Source organism: Pseudoduganella sp. OTU4001 (assembly GCF_038440195.1).
Classification (GTDB): Bacteria; Pseudomonadota; Gammaproteobacteria; order Burkholderiales; family Burkholderiaceae_D; genus Rugamonas.
Map to the genome: position 1 here is coordinate 1 of NZ_JASATG010000026.1, position 15,402 is coordinate 15,402.

Genomic DNA, 15,402 nt, shown 5'->3' on the forward strand with positions numbered 1-15,402 from the left:
ACCCGGTGCGCCCCAGACCCAGGCCCGCCCGCTGACGCCCGGCGCCGCCCTGCTCAGCAAAGCCCCCCTCACTCCAGCCGACCAGCTCCCCAGCCTCGGCAAAGACACCCCGCAAGCCGCCCTGAGCCCGGCCGCGCGCGCCATCAGCAGCGCCCTGGCCAGCGCCTACACCACGCCCGGTGTCCCGGTCACCATCAACGGCAAGACGCCGCTGACCGCCGGCGGCCCGCCCGACCCCGGCAAACTGAGCGAAGGCCTGCAGCGCGCCCTAGGGGATAGCGGCCTGTTCTACGAATCCCACGTCGCCGAATGGGCGGCAGGAAAACGCCCGCTGCACGACCTGCAGCGCGAACCGCAAATGCAGCGCCACGCCGCCGCCCACGGCGCCAACCCGGGTCCGCTCGAAGCCGCCGCCAAGCTGGCCGCCGGCCCCGACCTGTCGGCCGCCCAGATGATCAACCAGCAACTGCACACCCAGGAGCAAGGTAAAGTCCTGTGGCAAGGCGAAGCCTGGCCCGGCCAGCAAATGCAATGGCTGGTCGAACGCGAACAGCAGCGTGACGGCCAGGGCGGCCGGCGCGAAGGACGCGACGGCGAGCCCGACACCGTCTGGCGCAGCGGCGTACGCTTCCGCTTCCCGCTGCTGGGCAAAGTCGCCGCCAACGTCACCCTGGTCGGCGACCAAGTGCACATCGCCGTCCAGTCCGGCAGCGAAGACACGGCCGCCACCCTGCGCGCCTGGGCCAGCGCCCTGCAGCAAGCCCTGGACGCCGCCGGTGCGCCGCTGACCTCGCTCGCCATCAATGCGGAAGGCCAAGATGGCGCAGAGTGATGCCAACGACCTGCCGCGCAAGCCGCTGCAAAGCGCGGTCGCCCTGGCCTACAAGGACGGCCAGGCGGCACCAAAAGTCGTCGCCAAAGGACGCGGCCTGGTGGCCGAGCAGATCATCGCCGTGGCGGCCGAGCACGGCGTCTACATCCACGAGTCGAAGGAACTGGTCTCGCTGCTGATGGAAGTGGACCTGGACCACCAGATCCCGCCCCTGCTCTACCGTGTAATTGCGGAACTGTTAGCGTGGCTATATCATATTGAAGCAGCGCAAAAGACTGGACAGCCCCCGCCCCCGGCCCCGGATCTCAGCGTACCGAATGAATCCCCAGACAACGGACTTTGATGCACAGCTATATTTCGGACTCGGACTTGGAGAACTGGCATGATTTCGAGGTGTCCTCACGCCGTGAGATCATTGCCCTGCTGCGCAGCATAGGCGAGAAAAACCAGCTGATCCGCATGCTGGTGCATGGCGAGTCCGACGTGTGCGTCACGTCCATCCTCGAAGTCGATGCCGATGCCGGCAACGTCATCCTCGACTGCTCGATCAGTCCCGACCAGAACCGCCGCATCCTAGGCGCCAAAAGGATTTCTTTCGAAACCACGCTGGACAAGATCCGTATCATGTTCGGTGGCGAGCACATCGAATCGTGCACGTTTGAAGGCAGCCCGGCGTTCAAGATGGCCCTGCCCGCCAGCCTCATCCGCCTGCAGCGCCGCGAGTTCTACCGCATGGCCACGCCGGTCAGCAATCCGGTGCGCGTGATGATCCCGCAGCCGGCCGAACTGGGCGGCGGCAGCAAGGCATTTCCCCTGGCGGATATCAGCTGCGGCGGCATTGCCATTCTTGACAACAGCCTGGTATTGGGCGACACCATCGGCAAGGTATATGCCGACTGCCGCATTGAACTTCCTGAAGTGGGACCGATCACCACCGGCCTGCAGATCCGTAATTCGCTCGATCTGACGCTTTTAAACAACAAATCCAACCGCCGTCTCGGCTGCCAGTTTGTCGAGTTGCCGCGCTCGGCGTTGAACGCCGTGCAGCGCTACATCACCAAGCTCGAGCGCGAGCGCAACGCCCGCATCGCGGGCCTCGGTTAATTGGCGTTAGAAAAGTCGGGGTCATGTCTGACATTCGGACACGGGCTCAGCCGCCCTGCGGCTGAGCCCGTGTCCGAATGTCAGACATGACCCCGACTTTTTATACCTGCATATTCATAATGTCGTGATACGACTGCACCAGCTTGTTGCGCACCTGTACGGTGGCCTGGAAGTTGATGCTGGCCTTTTGCATCGAAATCATCACGTCCGACAGGTTGACCGAGTCATCCCCCATCTGGAAACGCTTGGTGAGCCCTTCCGCCTTGTCCTGGCTGGCCTGGACCGCGTCCAGGGCGCCTTTCAGGGCGTCGGTAAAATCCGGCTTTTGCGCCACCTTCTCGGTCTGGATCGCCGGGGGCGTGGCTGCGGGCCGGGTCGCCGCAGCTTTCAGCTGGGCTATCATGGCCTGTATTTGGCTTGAATCAATGCCGCCTGTTCTCATTAGTTGACTCCAAGATACAATATTCCTGTTTGCAGGCTTCCAGAATATCCGCCCACGAGCAAGGGGATAGCCCTGAGCAGCATGGCAAACGGGCGCCTATTCAGGCCTTTACCGGGCGGCTGGACAGCCCATAATGTGCAACAGGCCCATTAACCCACAGTGATTACCCATGGCTGCAGCCGCCGAACAACTCGATATCGACGATCCAGACGCCCAGCAAGCGCCCAAGGGCCGCTTCGCCTTCTTCCAGACCCCGATGGGCAAGATGGTGATCCGCGGTGCGGCCGTGGCCGGCGTGCTGGCACTTATCCTGATCCTGTGGATGTGGAACAAGGAACCGGACTACAAGGTCCTGTTCGCCAATTTCACCGACAAGGATGGCGGCGCCATCACCGCCGCCCTGGACGCGGCGCAGATCAAGTACAAGCTGGCCGAGGGCGGCCAGGCCATCCTGGTGCCGGCCGACCAGGTGCACAATGTGCGCCTGCGCCTGGCGCAGCAGGGCCTGCCAAAAGGCGGCAACGTCGGCTTTGAAGTCATGGAAAACCAGAAACTGGGCGTGTCCCAGTTCCTGGAACAGGTCAATTACCAGCGCGCCCTGGAAGGCGAACTGGCGCGTTCGATCCAGTCCATCGGCGCCGTCGAGTCGGCCCGCGTGCACCTGGCCATGCCGAAGCCATCCGTCTTCGTGCGCGACCAGCAAAAGCCGACTGCTTCCGTGGTCCTGACGCTGCACGCCAACCGCATGATCGACCCGGCCCAGGTCAGCGCCATCGTGCACTTGGTGGCCTCTTCCGTGCCGGAACTGTCGCCGGCCAACGTCACCGTGGTGGACCAGGCCGGCAACCTGGTGTCGGACATCAACAAAAACGGCAACGCCGCCAACAACGCCAAGAACCTCGACGCATCCCAGCTCAAGTATGTGCAGGAGATGCAAAAGCAAGTCATCAAGCAGGTCGAATCGATCATCACCCCGATCGTCGGCGAAGGCAATGTGCGCGCCGAGGCGGTGGCGGACGTCGACTTCTCCGCCATCGAGCAGGCCGCTGAAACCTATAAGCCGAATTCGCCGCCGGCCGCCTCGGCCATCCGCAGCCAGCAGAGCACCGAAACCACCGGCAATGCCAACCAGAACCCAGGCGGCATCCCGGGCGCGCTGTCGAACCAGCCGCCAGGCGTGGCCACCGCCCCGCTGACCACCAATCCGCCCGGCACGGCCGGTGCGCCGGGCCAGCCTGGCACCGCTGCGGCCGCCGCCAACGCCGGCCCGAGCCATAAGGAATCGACCACCAATTACGAAGTCGACAAGACCGTACGCTATGAGCAGAAAGCCATGGCCGGCCTGAAACGCATGACCGTCGGCGTCGTAGTAAACTATCGTCGGACCATCGACAAGAACGGCAAGGTCATCGTCAAGCCATTGAGCGCGGATGAGATGGCCAAGATCAACAGCCTGGTCAAGGAAGCCATGGGTTACAACCAGGACCGTGGCGACTCCGTCAGCGTGGCCAATGCGCCATTCGACGGCGTCGACAAAGAACCTGAACCACCGATGGAATGGTGGCGCGATCCGTCCAACCTGCCGCTGGCGAAAGAGCTGGCCAAGTTCCTGATCACGGCCCTGATCCTGCTGTACATCCTGCTGCGTATCGTGCGTCCAATGATGCGTCCGGTCTTCAAGAAGATCGACGAGATCAATGAACCGGAGCCGGAACCAGAACCGGAGCCTATCGTGGAACCTGTCGGCCCGACCCCGGAAGAATTGCTGGCGGAGGAAATCGCCAAGATGGAAGAAAACACTGCCCGCACCTACCGCGACAACCTGGCGCTGGCGAAGAAACTCGCTTCGGAAGACCCGCGCATCGTCGCCAACGTGCTCAAGGAATGGATAGGCAACAATGACTAGTGAAAACACCGGCCTGCAAAAGGCCGCTATCCTGATGCTGGCCCTGGGCGAAGCCGAAGCGGCCGAAGTCATGAAATTCCTCGGCCCGCGCGAGGTGCTGAAGCTGGGCGCCTCGATGGCAACCATGAAGAACATCCCGCATGAAATGGTGGTCGATGTGCTGGACGATTTCCGCGACCAGTACGCGGCCGCCTCCACCGTCGGCCTCGATTCGGACGAGTACATCCGCCAGGTGCTGACCAAGGCGCTGGGCGACGACAAGGCTTCCGTGCTGCTGTCGCGTATTCTCGGCGGCAAGGACGCGTCCGGTATCGAATCGCTGAAGTGGATGGATTCGAACTCGGTGGCCGAACTGATCCGCAACGAGCACCCGCAGATCATCGCCACCATCCTGGTGCACCTGGAACGCGACCAGGCTTGCGAAATCCTGGGCCACTTCACCGACCGTCTGCGCAACGACGTGGTGCTGCGTATCGCCACCCTGGACGGCGTGCAGCCGGCCGCATTGCGCGAACTGAACGACGTGCTGACCAAGCTCTTATCCGGCAACGAAAACATCAAGAAGTCCACGCTGGGCGGTATCCGCGCGGCGGCCGAGATCCTGAACTTCATGTCCGGCGAGCAGGAACAGAACGTGATGGACAATATCAAGAACTACGACAACGATATGGCGCAGAAGATCATGGACGAGATGTTCGTGTTCGACAACCTGATCGATGTCGACGACCGCGGCATCCAGCTGCTGCTGCGCGAAGTGCAGTCGGAAATGCTGATCATCGCGCTGAAAGGCGCGTCGCCGGACCTGCGCGACAAGATCTTCAAGAACATGTCGGCGCGCGCCTCGGAAATGATGCGCGAAGACCTGGAAAACAAAGGCCCGGTACGCCTGTCCGAAGTGGAAACGCAGCAGAAGCAGATCCTGCAGATTGTGCGGCGCCTGGCCGATGAAGGCCAGATCGTACTGGGTGGTAAAGGCGAGGATTCCTTCGTTTGATGTCGAATATTCCAAAAGAACAGCAGACCGCCTACCAGCGCTGGGAACTGCAATCCTTCGGCGACACGCGTCCGAGCATCGTGGCCCAGCGCGAACGCGAGGAAGAAGAAGCGCGTGCCGCCGCTGCGGCAGAAGAAGCGGCCGTCATTGAGGCCGAGGAAGCCGCCTATGCGGCCGCCAACCCGCCTGTTCCCGAGTACCCTAGCGAAGAGGAACTGGCCGCCATCCGCGAGGCGGCGCGCCAGGAAGGCTATGACGCCGGCTTCAAGGCCGGCCACGACGAAGGCATGGCGCAGGCGCTGGACGAGCAGCGCGCCGCCACCGAGCAGGCACTGGCCCCGGTGCGCGAGATCGCCGACAACTTCAGCGCCGCCCTGCGCGATGCCGACCAGGCCATCAGCAACGAGGTGCTGGAACTGGCCCTGCACCTGGCCCGCGGCATGCTGAAAAACGCGCTGCGCGTGAAGCCGGAACTGATCCTGCCGATCGTGCGCGAAGCCATCGAATACCTGCCAGTGCTGCAGCAGCCGGCCCTGCTGATCCTGAATCCGGAAGACGCCGCCGTGGTGCGCGACAGCATCGCGGAAGAGCTGGACAAGGGCGGCTGGCGCGTGATCGACGACCCCTCCATCGAGCGTGGCGGCTGCAAGGTCGATACCGCCTCCAACCAGATCGACGCCACCGTACAGTCGCGCTGGCAACGCCTGAGCCACGCGCTCGGCAAGGATGTGGACTGGATCGACTGAGATGGGCGCGCCTGACCCGCAAGTACATGCCGGCCGCTGGCGTTCTTACCTGAACGACTGCGCCACCCTGGTCGACTTCGTCGAGCCGATGCAAGTCTCGGGCCGCGTCACGCGCGTGGCGGGCCTGGTGATGGAAGCGGTCGGCCTGCGCCTGGCCGTCGGCGCGGCCTGCACCGTGCCCCTGCCCTCCGGCGGCAAGGTGGAAGCGGAAGTGGTCGGTTTCGAAGGCGACAAGCTGTTCCTGATGCCGCAAAGCGATGTCGAAGGCATTGTGCCCGGCACCCGCGTGTTCCCGGTTGAGCAAAGCGTGCCGAAGCCGGGCAGCGTCACCCATCCGCGCCGCCGCCCGAGCGACCGCGCGCGCCACCTGCCGGTCGGCCCGGAACTGCTGGGCCGCGTGGTCGATGGCGCCGGCCGTCCGCTGGATGGCCTGGGTCCGATCCAGACCAGTGATTCGGCGCCGATCAATGTGCGCCCGGCCAACCCGCTGGGCCGTGCGCCCATCGTGGAAACGCTGGACGTGGGCGTGCGCTGCATCAACGCCATGCTGACCGTGGGACGCGGCCAGCGCATGGGCCTGTTCGCCGGCTCCGGCGTCGGCAAGTCCGTGCTGCTGGGCATGATGGCGCGCTATACGGAAGCCGACATCATCGTGGTCGGCCTGATCGGCGAACGGGGCCGCGAGGTCAAGGAATTCATCGAGCAGATCCTTGGCGAGGAAGGCTTGCGCCGCTCCTGCGTGGTGGCCGCGCCCGCCGACACGCCGCCGCTGATGCGCATGCAAGGCGCGGCCTACGCCACCGCAATTGCCGAGCACTTCCGCGACAAGGGCATGAATGTGCTGCTGATCATGGATTCGCTGACCCGCTACGCCATGGCACAGCGCGAGATCGCGCTGGCGATTGGCGAGCCGCCGGCCACCAAGGGCTATCCGCCGTCCGTGTTCGCCAAGCTGCCGGTGCTGGTCGAGCGCGCCGGCAATGGCGAGCTGGGCGGCGGTTCAATCACCGCCTTCTACACCGTGCTGACCGAGGGCGACGACCAGCAGGACCCGATTGCCGACTCGGCGCGCGCGATCCTGGACGGCCACATCGTGCTCAACCGCCGCCTGGCCGAAGCCGGCCACTACCCGGCCATCGATATCGAACAGTCGATCAGCCGCGCCATGCATTCGATCACCTCGCACGCCCACCAGGACCAGGCGCGCAAGCTGAAACAGTTGTTTTCGCGCTACGAACGCAGCCGCGACCTGATCGCTGTCGGCGCCTACACGCCGGGCACCGACCCGGTGCTGGACCAGGCCATCGGCCTGCACGACAAGATCGAGCATTTTTTACAACAAAAGATCACCGAGCAAGTGAACATGCCCGAGAGTTTGGGGCAATTAACCACTCTGTTCGACTGATTGACCGCGCCGGCCTTGCCTATAATGAACCATGGCCTCAACTCAGCAACTTGAAACCCTGATCGACCTGGCCCGGCGGGAAACCGACGATGCGGCCAAGCGCCTTGGCGCGGCCCTGAAAGCCGTGGCGGACGCCGAAGAAAAGCTGAACATGCTGATCGGCTACCGCGACGAGTATGGCCGCCGCTTCGATGCTTCGCAGCAGCAAGGCATTACGCCGATGGCATACCGTAATTTCCAGGCTTTCATGGAAAAACTGGACACGGCCATCAAGGGTCAGCAGGAAGTGGTACGCCACAGCAAGGCGCGCGGCGACCAGGAGAAACAGGCGTGGCAGGAAGCGGAGCGCAAGCGCATGTCCTTCTCCACCCTGCGCGACCGGGCGCACGCCCAGGAGTTGAAAAAGGAAGCCAAGCGCGACCAGAAGGCTATGGATGAACACGCCACCCGGCAGGCATTTTTCAAACGCTAGGCTCGAACCATGAATACCCAGACTGTCCAGACCAATCCCCTCCTCTCCGGCAACGCTGCCAGCCCACGCTCGGGCGCGGCCACGGCGGCGCAGGATGATGGACAGTTCCAGCAGGCGCTGAGCCGCCAGATCGAGCGCCAGGCTGCGGCCCTGCCGCCGACTCCGGCGCCAACCGCCCCGGCCGCGCGCCGCGCCGACGCGCCCAAGCCAGCCCATGCTCAGCATGCGCCAGCCCAGCAGGCGCGCCAGCCGCAAGCGACACCAGCGCCGGCCGCACAACGCGCCCAGGCCCCGCAGGCCGCCAAACCGGCCAGCCAGCCCCAAGCCAGTCGCCCTGCCGATGCCGCCGCCAACGACGCTGCCGCCAGCGCGGCAGCGCAGCAGCCGGCCGCCAGCAATCCGGCCGCTGACGGCGCCGACGCGCCCGACACCACCACCGCGCAAGCCAGCGGCGAAACCTCAACCGTCGACGCCGCTGCCGGCGAACCGGCCAGCGACCCGATTTCCGACATGCTGGCACTGATGGCCAGCCTGAACCAGCCCATGCCTGCCACAGCAGGTGACGGTGCAATAGCATCTGCAGCACCGGCACCTGCACCTGTCGCGGGTGACGCCGCCATCGCCAGCCTGCAAAGCAGCGCCGGCGCTGACGCCGCTGCGCTGCAAGGCAAGCCGGTCGACATCGCCCGTCCAGGTGAATGGCCCGGTATGGCAGCAGGGGCTGAGCCCCCGGCTGAGATGTCGCCAGAAAGCGCGGCGGCCGGTCTGCGCGCGATCATGGGCGCTGTCGATGAAATTGGCAAAAACGGGCCGGTCGTCAACAACGCCGCCATGGCCCAGACGCTGGCGGCAATCGAGGCACGCATTGCGCAACAGGGCAGCGCCGTCCCAGCCGAAGCCGCGCTCGCCCCTGCCGCTGCCGTTCTGGCGCCGCCCGCCACGGAACTTTCCACACCAGCACCAGCCGCTCTGGCGCAAGCTGGCCAATTGCCAACCGCTGCGGCGCTGGACGCACGCGCGGCTGACTTGGCAGCAGGCCAGCAAAGCGCCGGCGCTGCAGACGCGCTGCAAGGCGGCGCCACCGCAGCGCAAGACAGCGCTGCTGCACAGCAAGGCAGCGCCAACGCGCCGAAAGCCGACTTCCAGGCCGCCCTCGGCCAGGCCCAGGCCCGCACCGAAGCCGCCGCACGCGATGCGGCCCTGCCGGTGCAGGCGGCGCCCGCCGCATTGCAAGCCACCACGGCCCAGGCGCCAGCCGGCGCCGCCCATGCGCAAGCTGCCCAGGCGCTGGCCAGCAACCAGCTGCACGCCCGCGTCGGCAGCCAGGGCTGGGATCACCAGCTCGGCCAGAAAGTGGTGTGGATGATCAAGGGCGCCGAACAAAGCGCCACCCTGACCCTGAACCCGCCCGACCTGGGCCCGCTGCAAGTGGTGCTGAACGTTTCCAACGACCAGGCCAGCGTCGCCTTCACGGCAGCCCAGCCGGAGGTGCGTGAAGCACTGGAGCAGGCCTTGCCAAAACTGCGCGAAACCATGGGCGACGCCGGCATCAAGCTCGGTGACGCCAGTGTTTCGTCGGGCAGCAAGGAGCAGCAGCAAACCTTCGAGCAGATGGCATCGGCCGGCCGCGGCCGCGGCGTGGCAAATGGCCAAAACGACAACTCCACTGATGCCGGCAACGCCGACCAGCCTGCCCACCAAGCCCGCCGCAGCGTGCTCGGTGCGGTCGATACCTTCGCCTAAGGCAGAGATAGCACGGCTTCCTGCCTCTTTTCGGCGCATCAGCTCCCGAAAGCTTTCGCGATAATGACATAATGGCGTCATGATCCAACTCTTGCATCCAGGGCAGAAGATTTGAAAGCGAATCCAAAAATGAAGGCTGATGCTAAGGCAGAGGCAGCACCGGTAGGCGGTGGTTCTAAAAAGAAGCTGGTCTTTATCCTGGCTGGCGTGCTGGTGCTTGCGCTGGCCGGCGGCGGCGGCGCGTGGTTCATGCTGAAGGGCGATGACGGCGAACACGCCGAAGAAGCCAAGCCGAACAAGAAAGCCAAGAAGGCCAAGCCAGCCGGCCCGCCGGTCTATGTGCCGGTCGACCAGTTCACGGTGAACCTGCAGCCGGAAAACGGCGAGCAGTACCTGCAGCTGGCGATCACGCTGCAGTCCAGCACCCTGGAAGAGTCGGCCATCATCAAGGAAAACATGCCCAAGCTGCGCAGCCGCATCCTGTTGCTGCTGTCGAGTAAGCACGCCTCCGAAATCAACACCCCGGAAGGCAAGCAGCAGCTGGGCAAGGAAATCCTGGAAGCCGTCAACCAGCCGTTTGAAAACGGCGGCGAGCCCCAGGAAGTGTCGGAAGTATTGTTCACGGCGTTTATCATCCAGTAAGGTCTGTGTGAAGCATGGCTGATAATTTTCTCTCCCAGGAAGAGGTCGATGCCCTCTTAAAAGGCGTTAACGGCGATCAGGACGACGTCGCGGCGCCCGAGGAGTCGACCGGTGTCCGGACCTATAACCTGGCGACGCAGGAACGCATCGTCCGGGGCCGTATGCCGACCCTGGAAATTATCAACGAGCGTTTCGCGCGCCTGCTGCGCGTGGGCCTGTTCAACTTCCTGCGCCGCAGCGCGGAAGTGTCGGTCGGTTCGGTGCGCGTCTCCAAGTATTCGGAGTTCATCCGTAACCTGGTGGTGCCGACCAACCTCAACCTGGTACACATGAAGCCGCTGCGCGGCACGGCCCTGATGGTGTTCGACCCGGGCCTGGTATTCCTGCTGGTGGACAACCTGTTCGGCGGCGACGGCCGCTTCCACACCCGGGTCGAGGGCCGCGACTTTACCCAGACCGAGCAGCGCATCATCCTGCGCATCCTCGATATCGTGTTCGAGGCCTATACCAAATCGTGGGAGCCGGTGTACCCGGTCGAATTCGAGTACATCCGTTCCGAAATGAATACGCAGTTCGCCAACATCGCCACGCCGAACGAGGTGGTGGTGGCATCGACCTTCACCATCGAACTCGGTTCGGTGTCGGGCCAGATCCACTTCTGCATGCCGTACTCGATGATCGAGCCGATCCGCGACGCGCTGACGTCCTCGCTGCAGGGCGAAGCGCTGGAAGTGGACAAGCGCTGGATCCGCCTGATGACGCAGCAGATCCAGATCGCCGAGGTTGAACTGATCGCCAAGCTCGGCACCGCCAAAGTGAGCTTTGACGAAATCCTGAACATGAAAGTCGGCGATGTGATCCCCCTTTCGATCCCGGAAACCATCGAGGCGACCGTGGATGGCGTGCCGGTTCTCGACTGCACCTACGGTGTGTTGAACGGGCAATACGCATTGAAAGTGGAGAAACTGCTGGCAAACACGGATAATATGAAATAAAGGCTAGGAGAGAATCATGTCGGATAATCAAGACGACGACGCAAGCATGGAAGAGGATCTGTGGGGTGCCGCGATTGCCGAGCAGGCCGCTGCCGAGGCTGCTGCTATGCAGAACCAGGCTGCCACGGCCGCCGTGTTCAAGGACTTTTCCAAGCAGCCCAACAAGACCGAAACCCATAACGATATCGACTTCATCCTCGATATCCCGGTCCAGCTGACCGTGGAACTGGGCCGCACCAAGATCGCCATCAAGAACCTGCTGCAACTGGCACAGGGCTCGGTGGTGGAACTGGACGGCCTGGCCGGTGAACCGATGGACGTGCTGGTCAACGGCTGCCTGATCGCCCAGGGCGAGGTGGTGGTGGTGAACGATAAGTTCGGTATCCGCCTGACCGATATCATCACGCCTTCCGAACGCATCCGAAAACTGAATAAATGAAGCAAAGCATTACTGCCCTCGCAGCCGCCCTCTGTCTCGCCAGCGCATCCGCGCTGGCGCAGCAAGCCCCCGCTCCCGACACCATCGCCACCAGCAACCAGGCCGCTCCGGCCGAGGCCGCCAGCGCCGCCGCGCCGAACTCGCCCGCAGCGCCCGCCGCCACGCCCGAGCAGCAAGCCGCACTGGCCGGCGCCCGCGCCGCCAACGCCCCTGCCCCCGCCAATGTGCTGGCCGCGCAGGCGCCATCGGCGGCCGGCTCGCTGGTGCAGACCATCCTCTCGCTCGGCTTCGTGGTGGCCCTGCTGGTCGGCCTGGCCTGGCTGCTGAAGCGCTTCGGCCCGAAACACATCACCGGCGGCACCACCGTCAAGCTGGTGGGCGCCCTCAGCGTCGGCGCGCGTGAACGCATCCTGGTGGTGGAAGTCGGCGACCAGTGGATCGTGGTGGGCGCCTCGCCCGGCCGCATGAACTCGCTGGCCACCATGCCGCGCCAGGAGATCGACGACGCCGACCTGGCAGGCGGGCAACCGGTGGCGGGCGCCAACTTCGCCGAATGGTTCAAACAGACGATTGAAAAGCGCAATGGCAAATAAGGTCGCCCTGCGCCGCGGCGCCGTGGCTGCCGCAGCCGCCGGCGCCGCGCTGGTCCTGCTGCCGCTGGCCGCCGGCGCCGAACCCACCATCCCCGCCTTCACCAGCACGCCGGCACCGGGCGGCGGCACCAATTACGGCCTGACGCTGCAAACGCTGATCCTGATGACGGCGCTGACCTTCATCCCGGCAGCGCTGCTGATGATGACCGGCTTCACCCGCATCGTGATCGTGCTGTCGCTGCTGCGCCAGGCGCTGGGCACGCAGTCGGCGCCGCCCAACCAGGTGGTGGTCGGCCTGTCGCTGTTCCTGACCTTCTTCGTCATGAGCCCGGTGTTCGACAAGATCTACACCGACGCCTGGGTGCCACTGCAGGACAACAAGATCACCATGCAGCAGGCGATGGAGCGCTCCGCCGCGCCGCTGAAAACCTTCATGCTGAAGCAGACCCGCCAGTCCGACCTGGCGCTGTTCGTCAAGATTTCGCGCAGCCCTGCCCTGCAGGGACCGGAAGACGTGCCGCTGAAAATCCTGGTGCCGGCCTTTATCACTTCCGAACTGAAGACCGCGTTCCAGATCGGCTTTGCCATCTTCATCCCCTTCCTGATCATCGACATGGTGGTGGCGTCGGTGCTGATGTCGATGGGTATGATGATGATGTCGCCCGCCGTGATCTCGCTGCCGTTCAAGCTGATGCTGTTCGTGCTGGTCGATGGCTGGCAACTGCTGCTGGGTTCGCTGTCCCAGAGCTTCTACTAGGAGGCGCGCCATGAATCCGGAAACCGTCATGACCATGGGCCGCCAGGCCATGGAAGTCACGCTGATGGTGGCGGCGCCGCTGCTGCTGGTGGCGCTGGTGATCGGCCTGGTGGTCTCGATTTTCCAGGCCGCGACCCAGATCAACGAAGCCACGCTGTCCTTCATCCCCAAGCTGGTGGGCGTGTTCGTCGCCCTGGTGGTGGCCGGGCCGTGGATGCTGTCCGTCATGCTCGACTACATGCGCCAGGTACTGACCAATATCCCCACCTTTGTCAGCTGACCAATGCTGGTCGTCACCACCGCCGAACTGAACGCCTGGATTGCCGCCTTGCTGTGGCCGACGGCGCGCATCCTGGCGCTGATTGCCGCCTCCCCCATCTTCGGTAACGCCCGCATCCCCATGCGCGTGAAGGTCGCGCTGGGCGTGCTGATGGCGATCGTGGTATCGCCCGGCGTCCCGGCGATGCCGGCGCTCGATCCGGCCGGCTGGGCTGGGCTGTCGGTGCTGGCGCGCGAAATCGTGATCGGCGCCGGCATGGGCTTTGCGATGCGCCTGATATTCGCCGCGGTGGAAATGGCGGGCGAGATTTCCAGCCTGACCATGGGCCTGGGTTTCGCCAGCTTCTTCGACCCGATGTCGCAGGGCCGCTCGTCGGCGGTATCGCAATTCCTGGTGTGGGTGGTGACCTTGGCCGTGCTGGCCGTGAACGCCCACCTGGTGCTGCTGGAAGCGCTGGCCGAGAGTTTCTTTACGCTGCCGGTGGCGGCGATTTCATTCAATAACGACGGCTTCTGGGTCCTGGCGCTATGGGGCGCCAAGATCTTTTCGGCCGGCCTGCAGCTGTCGCTGCCGATTGTGGCCGCGCTGTTGATCACCAACGTCGCGCTGGGCATCCTGACGCGCGCCGCGCCGCAGCTGAACCTGTTTGGTATCGGCTTCCCGATCACGCTCGGCGTCGGTTTCCTGACGCTGACCATGACCCTGCCCTATATGGCCATGCCGGTGCAAACCCTGGTCAACCAGGGCATAGAAAAAGCGCGGCAATTGCCGCGCGAATGGGATAGCAGGAAACCTCAGATGAAGTTGAACAGCGACAAGCCAGTCAAGGCCTTGTAGGATTTCTGCGCCGCTTCCAGGTTGGTTTGCAGCTGGGTGAAGCGGGAAATGGTTTCCACCGGATCGGCATCGATCAGGTCGCCAATCTGCTGTTCATATGCGATGTTCAGATCGTCACCGGCGCTGTCCAGGTGATCCAGTTCCTTCAAGCCCGAACCGACGCTGGCGCGTACCGACAGCACTTTGTCCAACGCATTGTTGATGTTCTGGTTCGCCAGGTTCAGGTCGTTGGTGCGCTGGGCGTCGGCCGGTGGATTGGACGGGCTGGCCTGCAGCGACGTGATCAGGTTGCGCATGGTGGTGAACAGCGACTGGTTGGTGCTCGGATCGACCGTGAACTGGTCAAGATCCGCCGGGTCGCCCTTGATGTCAAGCTGCATGCCGTCAAACGCAATCGGTTCGCCCGGCTTGTACGGCTGGTTCGCCAGCACCTGGGTGCCGGCCGTCACGTCGTTGACGGTGTAGGTGGTGACCGCCGGCACGCCTGGCGTCGCCGGCACCACGGTGAAATCGATGGTGTACTGGTGGCCGGTCAGCGCCGCGGTATCGGTCACCGAGCCCGGCGAGATAATGCCGGTGCCGCCCCGGCCTTGATTGCCGGCCACGGCGCCGGTGACGAAGCTGCCGTTGCCGGTCAGGACTTCCTCATAGATCGCGGAACCCGACACGCTGATCGGCAGCTTGCGCGAGCTGGCGACCTGCAGTTCGCGCGCGCCCTGGTCGCCCTGGTAGGTGGCGCCGGTGGAAGTCTTGGGGAACGGTTCGGTGTTCAGCTTATAACCCGAGAACAGGTAGCCGCCGGTGCCATCGGCCGCATTGGCCTGGCCCAGCAAGTCGTCCAGCCGGCCTTCCAGCTCGGTGGCCAGCGACAGGCGGTCCTGCTGCGACAGCGCCGGGTTGCCGGCGTTCACGATCAGGCGCTTGACGTCCTGCAGCAGGTCGTCGGTATTCTGCAGCGACTGGTCGACCAGCGACAGCGAGCTGCGCGCATTGCTGCGGTTGGTCACGAACTGGGTGTTCAGTTCCTTCGACTGGCTGATTTCCAGTGCACGGGCCGAGGCCACCGGGTCGTCGGCGGGAGTCAGCACGCGGCGCCCGGTCGACAGCTGCAGCTGGGTGCGCTGCAATTGCGACTGCAAGGTATTCAGCTGGCTGACGCCGCTGTTGTAAATCGTTTGGGAGCTGATGCGCATGACCATGATGCTATTCCTTCAA

At 64.2% G+C, this 15,402-nt stretch carries 18 protein-coding genes; 16 read left to right on the forward strand and 2 right to left on the reverse strand.

The window, feature by feature from the left end; all coding sequences use genetic code 11:
* The 3 genes from fliK to AAHE99_RS19905 all read left to right on the forward strand — a co-directional run.
* The coding region (fliK, locus tag AAHE99_RS19895) for a flagellar hook-length control protein FliK (RefSeq protein WP_342119097.1) at positions 1-832 on the forward strand (832 nt) is incomplete at its 5' end.
* Positions 819-1,175, forward strand: a complete 357-nt coding sequence (locus AAHE99_RS19900) for an EscU/YscU/HrcU family type III secretion system export apparatus switch protein (protein WP_342119098.1) — start codon at positions 819-821, stop codon at positions 1,173-1,175. The genes fliK and AAHE99_RS19900, both read left to right, overlap by 14 nt.
* A 26-nt stretch (positions 1,176-1,201) precedes the next feature.
* Positions 1,202-1,936, forward strand: a complete 735-nt coding sequence (locus AAHE99_RS19905; protein WP_446728940.1) for a flagellar brake protein — start codon at positions 1,202-1,204, stop codon at positions 1,934-1,936.
* Positions 1,937-2,036: 100 nt separating this feature from the next.
* On the opposite strand, the gene fliE is transcribed toward AAHE99_RS19905, so the two are convergent.
* Positions 2,037-2,378, reverse strand: coding sequence for a flagellar hook-basal body complex protein FliE (fliE, locus tag AAHE99_RS19910; protein WP_342119100.1), 342 nt, complete (start codon positions 2,376-2,378; stop codon positions 2,037-2,039).
* A 169-nt stretch (positions 2,379-2,547) separates the two neighbouring features.
* Here fliE and fliF point away from each other — a divergent pair, with 169 nt between their 5' ends.
* The 13 genes from fliF to fliR all read left to right on the forward strand — a co-directional run bounded on the left by fliF (position 2,548) and on the right by fliR (position 14,187).
* Positions 2,548-4,284, forward strand: coding sequence for a flagellar basal-body MS-ring/collar protein FliF (fliF, locus tag AAHE99_RS19915; protein ID WP_446728941.1), 1,737 nt, complete (start codon positions 2,548-2,550; stop codon positions 4,282-4,284).
* Complete coding sequence (gene fliG, locus AAHE99_RS19920; protein ID WP_342119101.1) at positions 4,277-5,278, forward strand: flagellar motor switch protein FliG; 1,002 nt, start codon at positions 4,277-4,279, stop codon at positions 5,276-5,278. The genes fliF and fliG overlap by 8 nt, the downstream gene beginning before the upstream one ends.
* The gene (locus AAHE99_RS19925) at positions 5,278-6,024 is read left to right on the forward strand and encodes a flagellar assembly protein FliH (protein ID WP_342119102.1); all 747 of its coding nucleotides are present in this window, start codon (positions 5,278-5,280) and stop codon (positions 6,022-6,024) included. The genes fliG and AAHE99_RS19925 overlap by 1 nt, the downstream gene beginning before the upstream one ends.
* A complete protein-coding gene (fliI, locus tag AAHE99_RS19930; RefSeq protein ID WP_446728942.1) occupies positions 6,005-7,429 on the forward strand; it encodes a flagellar protein export ATPase FliI in 1,425 nt (474 codons plus the stop codon). Before AAHE99_RS19925 ends, fliI begins: the two co-directional genes overlap by 20 nt.
* Positions 7,430-7,460: 31 nt before the next feature.
* Entirely contained in the window at positions 7,461-7,901 is a 441-nt protein-coding gene (gene fliJ, locus AAHE99_RS19935) for a flagellar export protein FliJ (RefSeq protein ID WP_342119104.1), read from the forward strand.
* 9 nt (positions 7,902-7,910) lie between these two features.
* The gene (locus AAHE99_RS19940) at positions 7,911-9,644 is read left to right on the forward strand and encodes a flagellar hook-length control protein FliK (protein WP_342119105.1); all 1,734 of its coding nucleotides are present in this window, start codon (positions 7,911-7,913) and stop codon (positions 9,642-9,644) included.
* 129 nt (positions 9,645-9,773) lie between these two features.
* Complete coding sequence (fliL, locus tag AAHE99_RS19945; RefSeq protein WP_342119106.1) at positions 9,774-10,286, forward strand: flagellar basal body-associated protein FliL; 513 nt, start codon at positions 9,774-9,776, stop codon at positions 10,284-10,286.
* A gap of 14 nt (positions 10,287-10,300) precedes the next feature.
* A complete protein-coding gene (fliM, locus tag AAHE99_RS19950; RefSeq protein ID WP_028104774.1) occupies positions 10,301-11,281 on the forward strand; it encodes a flagellar motor switch protein FliM in 981 nt (326 codons plus the stop codon).
* Between the two features lie 16 nt (positions 11,282-11,297).
* Positions 11,298-11,720 carry a flagellar motor switch protein FliN gene (gene fliN, locus AAHE99_RS19955; protein ID WP_342119107.1) on the forward strand — a complete coding sequence of 141 codons (423 nt, stop codon included), beginning with the start codon at positions 11,298-11,300 and terminating at the stop codon, positions 11,718-11,720.
* The gene (fliO, locus tag AAHE99_RS19960) at positions 11,717-12,313 is read left to right on the forward strand and encodes a flagellar biosynthetic protein FliO (protein ID WP_342119108.1); all 597 of its coding nucleotides are present in this window, start codon (positions 11,717-11,719) and stop codon (positions 12,311-12,313) included. Before fliN ends, fliO begins: the two co-directional genes overlap by 4 nt.
* Positions 12,303-13,070, forward strand: coding sequence for a flagellar type III secretion system pore protein FliP (fliP, locus tag AAHE99_RS19965; RefSeq protein WP_342119109.1), 768 nt, complete (start codon positions 12,303-12,305; stop codon positions 13,068-13,070). The genes fliO and fliP overlap by 11 nt, the downstream gene beginning before the upstream one ends.
* A gap of 10 nt (positions 13,071-13,080) precedes the next feature.
* The gene (gene fliQ, locus AAHE99_RS19970; protein WP_342119110.1) at positions 13,081-13,350 is read left to right on the forward strand and encodes a flagellar biosynthesis protein FliQ; all 270 of its coding nucleotides are present in this window, start codon (positions 13,081-13,083) and stop codon (positions 13,348-13,350) included.
* 3 nt (positions 13,351-13,353) lie between these two features.
* Positions 13,354-14,187 carry a flagellar biosynthetic protein FliR gene (fliR, locus tag AAHE99_RS19975; RefSeq protein ID WP_342119111.1) on the forward strand — a complete coding sequence of 278 codons (834 nt, stop codon included), beginning with the start codon at positions 13,354-13,356 and terminating at the stop codon, positions 14,185-14,187.
* On the opposite strand, the gene flgL is transcribed toward fliR, so the two are convergent.
* Positions 14,145-15,386: a flagellar hook-associated protein FlgL gene (gene flgL, locus AAHE99_RS19980; protein WP_342119112.1), complete on the reverse strand. Its 1,242-nt coding sequence runs from the start codon at positions 15,384-15,386 to the stop codon at positions 14,145-14,147. The two genes, fliR and flgL, sit on opposite strands and share 43 nt — an antisense overlap.
* Between the last annotated feature and the right edge of the window lie 16 nt (positions 15,387-15,402).

What these genes read in the sequence shown, in the direction of transcription:
- AAHE99_RS19900 (WP_342119098.1), top strand. Translation starts at nt 819, where the DNA reads ATGGCGCAGAGTGATGCCAACGACCTGCCGCGCAAGCCGCTGCAAAGC.
- fliE (WP_342119100.1), bottom strand. Translation starts at nt 2,378, where the DNA reads ATGAGAACAGGCGGCATTGATTCAAGCCAAATACAGGCCATGATAGCC.
- fliF (WP_446728941.1), top strand. Translation starts at nt 2,548, where the DNA reads ATGGCTGCAGCCGCCGAACAACTCGATATCGACGATCCAGACGCCCAG.
- fliG (WP_342119101.1), top strand. Translation starts at nt 4,277, where the DNA reads ATGACTAGTGAAAACACCGGCCTGCAAAAGGCCGCTATCCTGATGCTG.
- AAHE99_RS19925 (WP_342119102.1), top strand. Translation starts at nt 5,278, where the DNA reads ATGTCGAATATTCCAAAAGAACAGCAGACCGCCTACCAGCGCTGGGAA.
- fliI (WP_446728942.1), top strand. Translation starts at nt 6,005, where the DNA reads ATGTGGACTGGATCGACTGAGATGGGCGCGCCTGACCCGCAAGTACAT.
- fliJ (WP_342119104.1), top strand. Translation starts at nt 7,461, where the DNA reads ATGGCCTCAACTCAGCAACTTGAAACCCTGATCGACCTGGCCCGGCGG.
- AAHE99_RS19940 (WP_342119105.1), top strand. Translation starts at nt 7,911, where the DNA reads ATGAATACCCAGACTGTCCAGACCAATCCCCTCCTCTCCGGCAACGCT.
- fliL (WP_342119106.1), top strand. Translation starts at nt 9,774, where the DNA reads ATGAAGGCTGATGCTAAGGCAGAGGCAGCACCGGTAGGCGGTGGTTCT.
- fliM (WP_028104774.1), top strand. Translation starts at nt 10,301, where the DNA reads ATGGCTGATAATTTTCTCTCCCAGGAAGAGGTCGATGCCCTCTTAAAA.
- fliN (WP_342119107.1), top strand. Translation starts at nt 11,298, where the DNA reads ATGTCGGATAATCAAGACGACGACGCAAGCATGGAAGAGGATCTGTGG.
- fliO (WP_342119108.1), top strand. Translation starts at nt 11,717, where the DNA reads ATGAAGCAAAGCATTACTGCCCTCGCAGCCGCCCTCTGTCTCGCCAGC.
- fliP (WP_342119109.1), top strand. Translation starts at nt 12,303, where the DNA reads ATGGCAAATAAGGTCGCCCTGCGCCGCGGCGCCGTGGCTGCCGCAGCC.
- fliQ (WP_342119110.1), top strand. Translation starts at nt 13,081, where the DNA reads ATGAATCCGGAAACCGTCATGACCATGGGCCGCCAGGCCATGGAAGTC.
- fliR (WP_342119111.1), top strand. Translation starts at nt 13,354, where the DNA reads ATGCTGGTCGTCACCACCGCCGAACTGAACGCCTGGATTGCCGCCTTG.
- flgL (WP_342119112.1), bottom strand. Translation starts at nt 15,386, where the DNA reads ATGGTCATGCGCATCAGCTCCCAAACGATTTACAACAGCGGCGTCAGC.